A 15053-nucleotide genomic window follows, 5' to 3' on the forward strand; every position below is an offset into this window, starting at 1 on the left:
CTTCAACGGAGGCTTTACCATGATCACTCAAAATACCACCCTGGGTCCGCGTTACACCTTCACGTTGCCCGACGTACCTGCCCCGCAGCGCGTGCCGCCGCCCATTGCGCCGATGCCACCAACCGCCCCGGGCCTCAACGATGCCCTCCCACCCCCCGTCGCGACCACGGCGCAGTGGGTCAACGCACAGTTCGCAACACGCCCCACGCTACGCTCGGTAGCGGCCGGCGTATTAAGCGACGCCATCAAACAACTGGCCCCCAACCTGATACTGGACCTCGCGCAGGCTTCGGTGTCGCAAGCGACCGCCGACAGCCCGCCACAAACGCGAAGCACACCGCTGCTGGAGGTGGCCTTGCGTTACCTGAGCGGCGGCGAACTGGACTTCAACGACGCCACCTTCACTCCGCCCTTGAGCGACCAGGACACACAGAACGTCGAACTGGCGATCCGCAGCCTTCCCCAACTGATCCCGCCTGCCTTCCAGCAATCACTCGCCGACTACTGGGGCCAACCCGGCACCGGGGCGGGCCAGGCCGGCAGCCGTTGGCTCGGGCTCAGCAACACGCTCAAGGACACGCTGCGCACCGCCGCCCTGACCCAACCACAGCTTACCGATGCGCAGCGCCAGACCCTCGATCAGGTCCTCACCTGGCCCGACAGCGCGCAACGCCGACAGGCCATCGGCGACGATATGGCCAAGGTGTTTGTGCGGGGGGACGGTGCGGGGCGCTACAGCCCTGACCTGTTGATCACCCGTCAGGTCAACGGCCAGACTCTGGTGCTGCACGCCACGCCCGCCGGGGTTATTACGCCTTACCCTGGGCTTGAAACCTTCGACAAGGCAGGGGGCGAGCGCCAGGAGCCTGACGCAAACGTGTTCGACATCCAGGCGGGATTGCTGCTCAACCAACTGCTGGAAAACGTCGCCTCCATCCCACTCCCAGGCGCAGGGCCCCAACACGCGCTGGAAACGCAATTCGCCCGCGCCGGCAACCCAGCGCCCTGGTTTGTCGACGCCTACACGCCAACCGCCGAGCAGATGCATGCAACACTGCCCAGTTGGTTGAGCCAGGCGCCGCCCGCAGAACGCCTGGCCTACCATACCCACACCCTGGAGCTGGCCAGCAGCGTGCAACGCAACCAGGGCCGCAGTGCCCTCACGGGGATTGCCGATATCCGGGAATTCACTCGCCAACAGCTGCAGGCGCCGCTGCAGCGCCTGGGGTTGAACATCGACCACCTGCAGGTCACGTTCAAAGTGCCGGTGGGCGATCTGGGCAGCGGTTACATCGAACGGGTGTCCATGACCCTCACCGACATGGCCTTGCGCAACTTGGCCGGGCTGCCCAAAGGTGACATGGAGATTCACCACGATGGCCAACTGCTGAGCGACCCCGAACTGCCCCAGCAATTGAAGCAGATCATCACCCAGGTCGACATCGGCAGCACTTACCCGGCCCTGCTGCAACGCCAACTGCTTGATGACACCCCCGCCACTCGCGAGCGGCGTACGCTGTTCGCCGAACAAGTGCCGATCCAATTGGCAATGCAAGCCCTGGAATTCAAGCTCAAGGGCGAGTGCGGTATCAGCGAACGTGGCTATCGCTATCTCGACGCGGTGCTCAGCCCGGGTGCCGGCGACAAGATGGTCGATCAGCAGGCGATTGTCGTGCGCCCCCTGGCGTTTCTGCGCAAGCCCGACGCAGCGCCGGATGTCGTCACCAGCATGTATGTGATCGAGCCGCAAGACGCAGCCAACGGCCCGCACCTGCTGTATCGGCCATTGCAGGCACCGCCGCTGCTGGAATTCGCTACCCGCCAGGCCCTGCTGGAAGCGGTGCAGGCACCCGGGGCGTTGCAACGCAGCGTGCTGGCCTGGCTACCCGACGACAAAGCCCGAGCGGTGTATGGCAACGGCGGGTTCAACACGCCGAACATCGCCCACTACTACACCACCAACGAGTTCGATGCCCCCGCAACACCTGCACCCACGGCCCTGGCCGTAGAGGGCTATGCAGCGGCAGACAGCCTGGCCCGCGACCTGCGCGAAGGGCGGCTGATGCAGCATTTGTACGACGCCAACGCCCACAGCCTGGTCAACCTCGCCCAAGGCCAATCGGTGTCCAATGTGCAAAACCGCTGGGCCTCTTACAAGGAGTTTGGCTGGCTGCTGTTCAACAGCGTGTTGCCGGTGCTCAGGGGCCCGGGTGCCATGGTCGGCTGGCTGTTGCAGCTGGCCAATACCGACGCGCAGATCAACAAGCTCTCCAGCCAGGGTAGCCAGGACGCTTCGGCGGCGACGGTAGACTTGCTGGTCAATGTGGCGCTGTTGCTGGCCCATGCCACGCCTGCGCGGGCGCCGGAATCGACGGCGCCGCTGGAGCGGTTTGAGCCAATCCAGCCATCGCCATCCTCCCCTGGAGTGGTACACCGGGCCGCGCCGGGTACCGGCAGTGGCGGCATCCTCGACCAGCCCACGCTGTTGGACTTTGGCTTTTCCAGCCCACGCGCATTGACCCCGGCCCAGCGCGCGCTGATTGAACCCTTCAAGGTGCCTGCCCCGGTCGATGTCGGTACGCCAATCGCCCAAGGTTCGCAAAAGGGCCTGTATCGGGTGGATGACAAACTGTACGTGCACATTGACAGCCAATGGTTTCGTGTGGCGCAGGACCCGGATGGCGTGTATGTCGTTGATCAAAACAACAAGGCCCGGACCGGCCCGCCGTTGACGCGTGGTGCGCAGCAGCAGTGGGTTTTCGATACTCGGCCCAGGCTCAGGGGCGGCATGCGCAAACACAGCAGCGTCGCCGCACAATTGAAAAAAAATGTACAGATTCAACAGCAGATGAAGGCCCGGCGCGACCAAAGCATCATTGAACATGCACAGGCTTTCTCCGCCCGGTCGACGTTGAGACTCGAGGCCCAGGACCAGTTGATCGACTACGAGGCTGCGCGCAAGAAACTGCACACGCTGTGGAAGCTGGACAACCAGGAAACCCAGAGCGGGCGCTTCACCGCACAATATCAAGCCCAATTGCACATCACCCAGGAACTGCGGGCCAGGCTCGAACAGCAGATGGTAGAGCTGGGACAGCTGACGCAAACCGTCAGCGCCGCGCTGCAAACCCAGATCGAGACCCTCAACCCGAAAAAACTCGGCGGGCTGGACGACACCTCCGAGCAAAAGCGCACGCGCTCGATCGACTATGGCGGCATGTTCAATATTCACCGCGACATTGAAAACATCCGCATCCGCCTGGTCAACAACAGCACCGAGTTCGGCCTCGACGGCGCCCTGATGACGCAATTGTTGCGCAGCGCGGCCACCGGCAGCACACAGGCTTACAACCAGTTGCAGGAGAGTTTGAAGGCCAGCTATCAGGACCGGGAAAACCTGCGCACAGCGGCCGAGGCCACGCAAGCAGCCCTCGAAAAATGGCGCAACGACTCGCCATTCGGCAACAAAAAGGCCGAAGAGCACCTGCAGTCCCAGACCGCCTGGCCTCCCGCCAGGAACATCCTGCAGATGAAGCTCGGGGTGCTGTCCCATCTCAAGGAACTGAGCCTTGTCCGGTACACCCAAGCCGCCGACGCGTCGGAGCAGTTCTTCCTGCAACGCTTCAAAGACAACCAGCTGAAGTCGGTTTCCAACACCTACATGGAGCAACAGCAGTACAGCGGCTATACCTTGGCTGAACGCAAGGCCATCTTGCAGACGGTCATCGACGCATTCAAAGGCTCGTTGAATGACAGCACTTCACTGAACGAGTCGAACCCTGCGTTCTTTCGGGAAGAGTACCGCCAGCGCCTGGCCGAACGTCTCGGCGAAGTGATCAACGATGCCCAGGCGCAGCTGGCCGAGGTGATCAGGGAGGAGCAAGCCTTGTCGCCAGCCCAGCCCAAGCGTGCGGAGCAGCAGCGCAAACCCTTGAACCAACGGGTGTTCAAAACCCGCGACAAGCAAACCTTGATCGGCACCTTGCGACCCGCCCAGTCCGGGGACTCGAACCAGATCATCGACGTACTGGACATGCAGACCGGGGTACCCATCGCCAGTTACAGCGAACACCCTGCCGAGCATGAATGGGTCAGGATCGTCTCCGGCCAGGCCGCACCTACGCCACCGGCAACACCGTCGCCCAAGTCGATGGCCTCCTACCGAGCGGAGAGTCAACGGTTGATCGAGGAAGGCGCCGCGATCGAACGTACGATCCTGTTCCAGAAAAAGAAGCTCGACGACCCCCTGCGCCGGCAGAACGTCAACCCTCTGGACTGGAACGACATGCTGGAAACCCAGGCGAAAAAGCTGGAACAGACCGCACGGCGCGCCGCCGATGCCCACGGCACCGTGCCAGCCGCCGCCGAACAGATCAAGCAATGGCAAAGCGCGGCCGCGCAAATGCTGAAACAGGCTCGCCAGCATTGCGCCGACGGCTATAAGGCGTTGCCACCCAAACCGGAAAACATCGACTTTTTATGGCAACACGGTTTTGTCGATATCAACCTGGTGCAACGGGACGTGCCGACCAAAAGCGGCGACGTGTTCACCGAATACGCGGTGCGCGACAAGGGCAAGGTCGACGTGTTGTGGTACGCGCACTTTCACTACCCGGCCAAAGGTTCTGCGCGCAATCTCTACACGGCCGCCCACCTGAAAATCCCGGCGCAGCGCGCCAAGACCCAAAAGGACCTGGTCGCCGAAGCGGGTAACAACCGCATTGTCGAACAAATCACCCGAGCGCGGATCGGCCCGCCCCTGGATGAAAAGTTGTTTCTGAAACTGTGACCCAAAAAAAGAAGCCGCACACTGTGCGGCTTCCTTATGCGCGACAACTCAGTGGGCAAACAACGAATTGCCCTTTTGCCCCGCGAGTTTCTCGGGTTTGATCAGGAACCGCGCCAGCGCCGGCAACAGCCACAATGCGCCGAACATGTTCCACAACAGCATGAAGGTCAGCATCAGGCCCATGTCGGCCTGGAACTTGATGGCCGAGAAGATCCAGGTGCACACGCCGATGGCCAGGCACAAACCGGTGAACAGCACGGCCTTGCCGGTGGATTTAAGCGTTTGGTAGTACGCCTCTTGCAGCGGCAAACCGGCGCGCAGGAAGCTTTCCAGGCGGCTGTAGATGTAGATGCCGTAGTCCACGCCGATCCCCACGCCCAGCGCCACCACCGGCAGGGTCGCAACCTTGACGCCGATGCCCATGAACGCCATCAGCGCGTTGCCCAGCACCGAGGTCAGCACCAGCGGCAGCACGATGCACAGGGTCGCCGCCCACGAACGGAAGGTGATCATGCACATGGTCGCCACGCACAGGTACACAAGAATCAGGATGGTCAGCTCCGACTCCTTGATCACCTCGTTGGTGGCCGCTTCGATCCCGGCGTTACCGGCCGCCAGGATGAATTCCAGGCCGTCCTTGTTGTTGTCCTTGGCGAAGTCCTGCACCGCATGCACGGCGCGGTCGAGGGTCTCGGCCTTGTGGTCGTTGAGGAACACCAGCACCGGCGCCAGCGAGCAATTGTTGTTGTACAGGCCATCCGCGCGGGCGATGGAGTTGTTCAGCACATCGGGGTTGCGCGACAGGGTTTCCCACTTCAGGTTGCCCTCGTTCATGCCCTTGATCATCTGCTTGGACACGGTCACCAGCGAGATCGCCGACTGCACGCCCTCGGTGTTCTGCATCTTCCACATCAGTTGGTCGATGGGGTCCATGGCTTCGTAGCGCGAGCAGCCTTCGGCCTTGGTCTTGACCATCACCACCAGCACGTCGGAGCTGGTCGAGTAGTTGCTGATGATGAAGTTGTTGTCTTTGTTGTAGCGCGAGTCCGGGCGCAGTTCCGGGGCGCCCTGGTCGAGGTCGCCGATCTTCAGGTTCTGGCTGTACCAGAGGCCGCCGCCAAAGGCGACCAGTGCCAGCAGGATCGAAACCGGCGCCACTTTAGGGCTGGCGAACTTGGACAGCTGGCGCCAGAACGGGTGTTCGCGGTGCGCGTCTTTTTTGCTTTTGGCGATCGCGCGCTTGCTGATGCCCACGTAGGAAATCGCCACCGGCAGCAGGATCAGGTTGGTGAACACGATCACCGCCACGCCGATGGAAGCGCCGATCGCCAATTCGCGGATCACGCCGATTTCGATGATCAGCAGCGTGATAAAGCCTACGGCGTCGGCAAGGATCGCAATCATCCCCGGCAGGAACAGTTGCCGGAAGGTGCGGCGCGCAGCGGTCAGCGCGTTGTCGGCCTCACTCGATTGCAGGGCGATGCCGTTGATTTTCTGCACGCCATGGGAAATGCCAATGGCGAAGATCAGGAACGGCACCAGCATCGAATACGGGTCGAGACCAAAACCGAAAAAGTGCATCAAGCCGAGTTGCCAGACCACCGCCACCAGCGTGGTGCTCAACACCGCGATGGTGCTGCGCAGGCAATTGGTGAACCACAGCAACAGGATCAAGGTGATGACGAACGCGATGCCAAAGAACAGCACCACCATCACCAGGCCGTCGATCAGGTCACCGACTTTCTTGGCAAAGCCGACAATGTGGATCTTGACGTTGGGGTTCTGCGCTTCGAATTTGTCGCGGATCTTGTCTTCGAGCTCATGGGAGAACTTGCGGTAGTCCAGGGCCAGCAACTTGCCCTGGTCCTGCGGGTCCGGGTAGGACTCCAGCAGCGGGATGTCGACGATGCTCGACTTGAAGTCGTTGGCCACCAGGCGCCCGACCTGGCCGGACTTGAGCACGTTGTTGCGCAGCTGGTCGAGGCTTTGCGGCGAGCCGTTATAGCTCTGCGGGATCACCTCACCGCCGGCAAAACCTTCTTCGGTCACTTCGGTCCAGCGTACGCTGGGGCTCCACAGCGACTTGAGGCCCGAGCGGTCGACGCCGGAGATGTAGAACACCTCGTCGTTGATCTGGCGCAGGGTCTCCATGTACTCCTTCGTGAAGATGTCACCGTCCTTGGCCTCCACCGAAATGCGCACCGTGTTGCCGAGGTTGGCCAGGTCGTTGCGGTGCTCCATCATCTTTTCGATGAAGGGGTGCTTGAGGGGAATCATCTTTTCAAAGCTGGTGGATGGGCGAATCAACGTCGCCTGCCAGAACAGGAAAATGCTCACCAGCAGGCAGATCACGATCACTGCCGGGCGGTTGTTGAAGATCAGGCGCTCAAGAAAGGTCGCTTTATCGTTGTGATGACTGCTCATGCTTTCCCCGCCTTCTTATTGTTTTGTCGGTTCAGCGCCAGTAGCCGTGGCGACACGCACGCCACCCTGCCCGGCCAGAATCAAGTTGCCGTTGCCTGCCGCCGTCACCGACGACAGCGAAATACGGTCGGGGCGGTTGAACACGCTGAAGATCCGGCCGTCGTCGTGGCTGACCACCACGCTGCCGCCGTTGCCCACGACGACGATGGCGCCGTCATCCAGCAAGGTCGCGCCCGACAAACCAAACTCCAGCGCCCCGCGCGCTGCGTTCAGCTCAACCTGTTCCCAGGTGCTGCCAAAATCCGTGGAACGGTAAAGATTGCCGCGCAAGCCATAGGCCAACAGAGTGTGCGGCTGCGCGGTGCCGATCACGCCGAACAGCGAGCCCTCGTAGGGGCCTTCGAGTTTTTCCCAGGTCTGGCCGTCGTCGCTGGAGCGGAACATGCTGCCCTGCTCACCGACAATGAACAGGCCTGCGTCCTTGATCGATGCGATAGCGTTGAGGTGGTATTGGTCTTCGTTGTCGAGGCGGTCGCTGACGTCTTCCCAGGTTTTGCCGCCGTCGCTGGTTTCGATCAGCGCACCGTAAGCGCCCACGGCCAGGCCGTGGTCGGCATTGTTGAACCAGACGTCAAGCAACGGGGCTTCGCGCTTGAGGTCCTGGTATTGCTGGGTCCAGCTGGCACCGCCGTCGGCACTGGCAAGGATTTGCGCGTCATGGCCGACCGCCCAACCGTGCTTGTCGTCGACGAAGAACACCGCAGTGAGCAGTTGCCGGGTGGGCACTTTGGCCTGGGTCCAGGTGCTGCCCTGGTCATCGGAATAGAGGATGTGCCCGCGATCACCGACCGCCACCAGGCGCTTGCCCGCATGGACCACGTCGATCATCAGGCCTTTGACGGCCTTGGGGGATTCAATCGCAAAAGTGTTATCGCCGGCGGCCTGGACGGAGGTCGACAACGCGGCTGACGCTACCCCCAGTCCAAACAGCGAGAGCGCTGCGGCCAGCATCGCAACCCTGCGTGCGGCGCGTGGGCGGCAAACAACCCAACCCATGACAGGCTCACTCATAGACCTTTCTCCCCTTTATTATTGTTATCGCCTGCCTTCCGGGGCCCTGAAACCTGCAATCTAGAGCGCCTGGAGGAAGCAGGGGCCATCCTATCGGGCTTTCGAATCGTCTGACAATCGGCGCAACGTTATCTTTTGTTAACTGAGGGTGTTTGACCACGGCCTGAATATGCCTGCATCAGCCAGGCTGATTAATGAATTTTTATTCCATCTATTGAATTATGGGAATTTTTATTCCATTAATAACCCTCCTGAAAACAATAATCCAAAGGACCACGGCTATGCGTGAACTCGGAATCGGCTTGATCGGCACAGGCTTCATGGGGCGCGCCCACGCCTTGGCGTTCAACAATGCACGGGCGGTGTTTGAACTGCCGGTCCACCTCAAGCTGGCCGCCCTGGCCGACGCCGACACCGAGCGTGCGCAACGTTGCGCCAAGGCCTGGGGGTTTGCCCAGGCCCACGGCGACTGGCAGGCGTTGATCAACGACCCGGCGGTGGAGGTGGTGGCCATTACCACGCCGAACCATCTGCATTACCCCATGGCCATGGCCGCGATTGCCGCCGGCAAGGCGGTGTACTGCGAAAAACCCCTGGCCGTGAGCCTGGAGCAGGCCGACGCCATGCGCCGCGCCGCCAGCGCAGCCGGGGTGGTGACGCGCGTCGGCTACAACTACCAGCACAACCCGATGATCGGCCTGGCCCGGCAGATGATCGCCAACGGCGACCTGGGCGAGATCATCAGCTTCCAGGGCGAGTTCAGCGAAGACTTCATGGCCGACCCGGCATCCCCCTGGTCGTGGCGCTGCGAAGTGGCACATGCCGGGGGCGCCCTGGCGGACCTGGGCAGCCACTTGCTGGCGATGGCGCGCTACTTGGTCGGCGATGTGCTCAGCGTGTGTGCCGACACCCAGACCGTGCACGCGCAACGCCCAGCCGTCACAGGCAGCGCCGAGCATAAAACCATCGCAGTGGATGACCAGGTGCACGCTCTGCTGCGTTTCGCCAACGGTGCGCGCGGCACGGTGAGCAGCAGCTGGCTCAAGCACGGTTACAAGAACCACCTGAGTTTCGAGATCAGCGGCACCCAGGGCACGTTGGCGTTCGACCAGGAGCGCTTGAATGAACTGCGCCTGTGCCGTGTCGGCCAGGAAGGTTTTCAGCGTCTGTTGGCCGGTCCTGCCCTGCCCGGCTACGCGGCGTTCAGCCCGGCCGCGGGGCATCAGTTGGGGTACAACGAATTGAAGACGCTGGAGGTGCAGGAGTTGATCATGGCCGTGGCTGGCCAGGGCGCGGATGGCACTGACTTTGACGCGGCGTGGGCGGTCGAGCGGCTGGCGACGGCGATTCGTGTGGCGGCCCGAGAGGAACGTTGGGTCAAGGTGGACTCGGTCTGAAACACAATGCAAAACCCTGTGGGAGCTGGCTTGCCTGCGAAGGCATCACCTCGGTGTACCTGAAAGACCGAGTCGTCTGTTTCGCAGGCAAGCCAGCTCCCACCTTTGGACGGTGTACAGCCGATAATCAGCGCAAGGCCCGGCGCAGTACTTTGCCTACTGTGGTTTTAGGCAACTCGGTCGTCCGAAACTCCACATACTTGGGCACCTTGTACCCCGTCAGGTACTCCCGGCAGTGCGCGAGGATCTGTTCCTGGGTCAGGTTCGGGTCCTTGCGCACCACGATGATCTTGACCTTCTCGCCCGTCACGCCATCCTCCACGCCAATTGCCGCCACCTCCCCCACCCCCGGGTGCAGCGCCACCACGTCTTCGATTTCGTTGGGGTACACGTTGAAGCCCGAGACCAGAATCATGTCCTTCTTGCGGTCCACCAGGCGGATATACCCGCGCGCGTCCATCACCCCGATATCCCCGGTCGACAGCCAGCCCTCGGCGTCGAGCACCTCGGCGGTCTCCCTGGGGCGCTGCCAGTAGCCCTGCATCACCTGCGGGCCGCGCACTTGCAGTTCGCCCTGCTCGCCAATCTCGGCCAGTTCGCCGTCTTCGCGAATAAACCGCACCCAGGTCGACGGCAATGGCACGCCGATGCTGCCGGTGAAGTCCATCTCACGCATGCGCGCGATGTTGATCGGGCTAATGCTCACCACCGGCGAACACTCGGTCAGCCCATAGCCTTCGATGATCGGCAGCCCGGTGACTTCCTTCCAGCGCTTGGCCACCGCCGTGTGCGTGGCCATGCCGCCGGCGATCACCATGCGCAGGTCGGAAAAGTCCCGCGCGCAGAACTCCTGGTTCTCCAGCAAGCCATTAAACAGCGTGTTGACCCCGGCAATCCCGTTGAAGCGCTCCTTGCGCAGGATCATCTGCACGCGTTTCACGTCCCGTGGGTTGGCGATCAGGATGTTGCGCCCGCCCAGGCACATAAACATCAGGCAGTTCACCGTCAGTGAAAAGATGTGGTACAGCGGCAGCAAGGTGACGTTGGTTTCCTGCTTGTGCTGGTCCAGTTGGTCGCCGACCCAGGCCTTGGCTTGCAGCAGGTTGGCGATGATATTGCGGTGGCTGAGCATCACCCCCTTGGCATCCCCCGTGGTGCCGCCGGTGTATTGCAGGAAAGCCAGGTCGTCGAGGTGCATGTCCATCGGGAAATAGTTCAGCCCACGGCCCTGTTTGAGCGTCTGATTGAACCGCACCGCGCCGCGCAGGTTGAACGCGGGCACCTGTTTTTGCACGCTGCGCAGGATGAAGTTCATCGCCGCGCCCTTGAAGGTGCCGAGCAGGTCGCCGATGGCCGCCACCACCACGCGTTTTACACGGCTGCCGGTGATGACTTTTGCCAGGGTGTGGGCGAAGTTTTCAAAAATCACCACGGTTTGCGCGCCGCTGTCCGTGAGCAAATGCTTGAGCTCATGGGCGGTGTACAACGGGTTGACGTTGACCACCACCGCCCCCGCCAAAAGGGTGCCGAGCAGGCAGATCGGGTACTGCAAGCAATTGGGCATCATCAGCGCCACGCGATCACCCGGTTTCACGCCCTCGGCCTGCAGCCAGGCGGCGAACGCAATGCCCTGTACGTGCCAGTCGGCGTAGGTCATTTCGGTGCCGATGCTGACGTAGGCCACACGCTCGCGGTACTTTTCCAGGTGCTCAAGGAACACCTCGCGCAACGACGGGTAGGCCTCGATAGCGGCATCGATGTCTGCCGGGACGCCGGGCAGGTAAGCGTTCAACCAGATCCGTTCGGTGTGTTCCTGGCTTACAGCGTTCATGGCAGTCTCCTTGTTGTTGTTTTTGATAACGCTACTTTTCGACGATGGCGGTAATGCCCAGCCCGCCCGCCGCGCAGATCGAGATCAGGCCGCGCCCACCGCCGTTGTCGTGGATGGTTTTGGCCAAGGTTGCCAATTGCCGGCCACCGGTGGCGGCAAACGGGTGGCCGCAGCCGAGCGAGCCGCCATTGACGTTCATCCTGGCGCGGTCGACGGGCCCCAGCGGTGCGTCCAGGCCCAGCCGCTCGCGGCAGTAATCCGGGTCTTCCCAGGCCTTGAGCGTGCACAGCACCTGGGCGGCGAAGGCTTCGTGGATCTCGAAGAAATCGAAGTCGGCAAAGCTCAGCCCTTCACGCTTGAGCATGCGCGGCACCGCGTAGGCCGGGGCCATCAGCAGGCCTTCGGTGCCGTCGACAAAGTTCACCGCCGCCGTCTCGCCGGTGCGCAGGTAAGCCAGCACCGGCCAGCCATTGGCGGCCGCCCATGCCTCGCTGGCCAGCAGCACTACCGAGGCGCCATCGGTCAGCGGCGTCGAGTTGCCCGCGGTGAGGCTGCCGTTGTGGCGGTCGTAGGCCGGGGCCAGGCCGGCGAGCTTTTCCAGGCTGGCGTCGGCGCGCAGGTTGTTGTCCCGCGCGAGGCCGCGATGGGGGCTGATCAGGTCGTCAAAGAACCCGCGTTTGTAGGCGGCGTCCAGGCGCTGGTGGCTGGTGAGGGTCAATTCATCCTGGGCCAGGCGCTTGATCTGCCAGCGCTTGGCCATTTCTTCGCAATGCTCGCCCATCGACAGGCCGGTGCGCGGTTCGCCATTGCGCGGCAGCAGCGGCTTGAAGAACATCGACGGGCGCACCTTCAGCAAGGTCTTGAGCTTGTCGCCCAGGCCCTTGGCGCGGTTGGCTGCGAGCAAGGTGTGGCGCAGGGATTCGTTGATGCCGATGGGCGCGTCCGAGGTGGTGTCGGCGCCCCCGGCAATGCCGACCTCGATCTGGCCGAGGGCGATTTTATTCGCCACCAGCAAGGCCGCTTCCAGGCCGGTACCGCAGGCTTGTTGCACGTCGTAGGCGGGTGTGTCCGGCGACAGCGTGGTCGACAGCAGCGACTCACGCGCCAGGTTGAAGTCCCGCGAATGCTTGATCACCGCGCCGGCGGCAAACTCGCCCAGGCGCTGGCCGTGCAGGTGGTAACGGTCGACCAGGCCTTGCAGGGCGGCCACCAGCAAATCCTGGTTGCTGTCGTGGGCGTAAACCGTGTTGGAACGGGCAAACGGAAGGCGGTTACCGCCGATAATCGCCACGCGGCGCACCGCGGCTGGGGTGAAGCTGTAGTCACTCATGTAGGGCTCTCGTTCCAGATGAATAACCCGCGCATATGGGGTTTGTCGCCGGCAACATTGCGCACTTCGAATTCGCGGCGCGGGCCGGTCACGGGGTGGCTCCACAAAGCGACCTGGCCGGGCAGAAAGATCGGCAACTTGAAGTCGCAATGGGCTTCGGCCTGGGCCAGCCCGCCTGGCGGTTGCTGGGCGGCCAGGGCGCGGCCCAACGTCCACATGCCGTGGGCGATGGCGCGGCGAAAGCCGAAGATTTTCGCGCCAATGACTGAGGTATGAATCGGATTGAAATCCCCCGAGACCCTGGCAAAGCGCCGCCCCAGGTCGGCGGGCAAGACCCAGCGCTGGGTGCGCAGCAGGCCGTCTTCCTGCAACGGCAGTGCGTCGCCCCATGGCTCACCCACGGGGTTCATGACGTCACGGCGCAGGTACAGGCTGTCGCTTTCCCACACCAGGGTGCCCGCGCTGTAGGCCCGAGTGGCGATGCTCAGCGCCTGGCCCTTGGGATGGGCGACCCAGCGCTCGCCGAACACTTCCACCCGCAGCGCCTGACCTTCCTGCAGGCGCTGGTGCTGGCGAATGCGGTTGGCCAAATGCACCATGCCGCTGGCCGGGTAGGGAAAGCTCGGCCGCGTCAGCAGCATCAAGTGCAGTGGGAACGCCACTACGTGGGGATAGGACAGCGGCACGCCCTGCTCACGGCGAAAACCGCAGGCACGGCCATAGGCGGCGATGCCGGCGGCGGACAACTCCACCGCCGCGCGCACCAGGCGCTCCCTGGGCAGCAGCGGCGCACCGTCGAGTTTGGGTTTGTGCAGGGCGCGCACGCCGTCCAGCAACAGCTGGGTGCGCGAGGGCGGCGGGTCGATGATGTGTGTCACGTAGTCCATGGCTCAGGCTCCCAGCAGGCTTTGGCCGCACACGCGTACGACTTGGCCGTTGACCCCGCCAGACGCCGGGTGCGCGAGCCAGGCGATGGTCTCGGCCACATCGACCGGCTGCCCGCCCTGGGACAGGGAGTTCATGCGCCGCCCCGCTTCGCGAATCATCAGCGGGATTTTCGCGGTCATCTGGGTTTCGATAAACCCCGGCGCCACCGCATTCACCGTGACCTGCTGCGCCGCCGCGCGCGGCGCCAGGCCTTGCACCAGGCCGATCACACCGGCTTTGGAAGTGGCGTAGTTGCTTTGCCCGAGGTTGCCGGCGATGCCGGAAATAGACGACACGCAGACGATGCGGCCACCGGGGTTCAGCCCCTGGTTTTCCAGCAGTGCATGGCTCAGTTGCCACGGCGCCTCAAGGTTGACCGCCATGACGCTGCGCCAGGCGGCTTCAGGCATTTTGGCGATGGTTTTGTCGCGGGTAATACCGGCGTTGTGCACCACCACGTCGAACGCGCCGTATTGGCTGACATGCGCCTGCAGCAGCGCGGCGGCGTCCGCGGCGGTGATGTCCAGCGGCAACGCGGAGCCGTTCACGGTATCGGCGGCCTGGCGCAGCGCGTCCTGGGCTTGGGGCACATCGACACAGACCACATGGGCGCCGTCGCGGGCCAGCACTTGGGCGATGGCCAACCCAATGCCACGAGAGGCGCCAGTCACCAGCGCACGCCGACCGGCGAAGGGTTTGTCCCAGTTCACGGCGACCGCGCCGTCCACTGGCTTTTCCAGGCGCACCATTTGCCCCGACACATAGGCCGAACGGCGCGACAGGAAGAAGCGCAAGCTGCTGTCCAGAGCGTCTTCGGCGCCGGGCGCCACGTAGATCAATTGCACGGTGATCGCCCGGCGCAGCTCCTTGGCCAGTGAACGCACCAGGCCTTCAAGGGCGCGCTGGGCGATGGCCTGGGGCAAATCCTGGCAATGTTCCGGTGCGGTGCCCAGCACCACCACGCGGCTGTGTTGGCCGAGGCGCTTGGCGTTGGCGTGGAAAAATTCATACAGCTCGTCCAGCTGTTGCGGGCTGGCCACGCCGCTGGCGTCGAAGACTGCACCCTGCACCTTGACCGTGGACGGTGCCTTGGGCGTGGCCGGGGTGGCGCTTACGGTGTCGGTGGCGGTGAAGATGTGTTGCACGTGGGTGGAGAGCCGCCCTGCCCCGGCGATAATCACCGGGTTGGCCAGGCCCTGCCGGCCGCTGCGATGGCGTTGTAGCGGCAAGGGTTGCGGCAGGCCGACGGCCTGGGCCAGGCGGCGGCCCCAGGGGGAATTGACG

8 protein-coding genes are annotated in these 15053 nt (G+C 63.1%); 2 read left to right on the plus strand and 6 right to left on the minus strand.

The annotated features are described in order from the left end of the window. Window positions 1-19: 19 nt before the first annotated feature. Window positions 20-4789 (plus strand): dermonecrotic toxin domain-containing protein, encoded by a 4770-nt coding sequence (locus WBR57_RS29565; RefSeq protein WP_424089028.1) that lies wholly within the window; start codon window positions 20-22, stop codon window positions 4787-4789. 48 nt (window positions 4790-4837) lie between these two features. Here WBR57_RS29565 and WBR57_RS29570 read toward each other — a convergent pair whose 3' ends face one another. After that, entirely contained in the window at window positions 4838-7213 is a 2376-nt protein-coding gene (locus WBR57_RS29570; RefSeq protein ID WP_424089030.1) for an efflux RND transporter permease subunit, read from the minus strand. 15 nt (window positions 7214-7228) lie between these two features. Further along, window positions 7229-8269 (minus strand): WD40/YVTN/BNR-like repeat-containing protein, encoded by a 1041-nt coding sequence (locus WBR57_RS29575; RefSeq protein WP_424089043.1) that lies wholly within the window; start codon window positions 8267-8269, stop codon window positions 7229-7231. Between the two features lie 296 nt (window positions 8270-8565). On the opposite strand from WBR57_RS29575, the gene WBR57_RS29580 reads away from it, so the two are divergent. Then, window positions 8566-9681: a Gfo/Idh/MocA family protein gene (locus WBR57_RS29580; RefSeq protein ID WP_424089033.1), complete on the plus strand. Its 1116-nt coding sequence runs from the start codon at window positions 8566-8568 to the stop codon at window positions 9679-9681. A 127-nt stretch (window positions 9682-9808) separates the two neighbouring features. Here WBR57_RS29580 and WBR57_RS29585 read toward each other — a convergent pair whose 3' ends face one another. The 4 genes from WBR57_RS29585 to WBR57_RS29600 form a co-directional block, all read right to left on the minus strand. Continuing rightward, window positions 9809-11512, minus strand: a complete 1704-nt coding sequence (locus WBR57_RS29585; protein WP_424089035.1) for an AMP-binding protein — start codon at window positions 11510-11512, stop codon at window positions 9809-9811. 31 nt (window positions 11513-11543) lie between these two features. Continuing rightward, entirely contained in the window at window positions 11544-12842 is a 1299-nt protein-coding gene (locus WBR57_RS29590; protein ID WP_424089037.1) for an acetyl-CoA C-acetyltransferase, read from the minus strand. Next, window positions 12839-13729 carry a MaoC/PaaZ C-terminal domain-containing protein gene (locus WBR57_RS29595; RefSeq protein WP_424089039.1) on the minus strand — a complete coding sequence of 297 codons (891 nt, stop codon included), beginning with the start codon at window positions 13727-13729 and terminating at the stop codon, window positions 12839-12841. Before WBR57_RS29595 ends, WBR57_RS29590 begins: the two co-directional genes overlap by 4 nt. A gap of 3 nt (window positions 13730-13732) precedes the next feature. Next, the coding region (locus WBR57_RS29600) for a 3-oxoacyl-ACP reductase (RefSeq protein WP_424089041.1) at window positions 13733-15053 on the minus strand (1321 nt) is incomplete at its 5' end.

The sequence above is a fragment of the Pseudomonas sp. genome (genome assembly GCF_049590575.1).
Taxonomy (GTDB): domain Bacteria; phylum Pseudomonadota; class Gammaproteobacteria; order Pseudomonadales; family Pseudomonadaceae; genus Aquipseudomonas.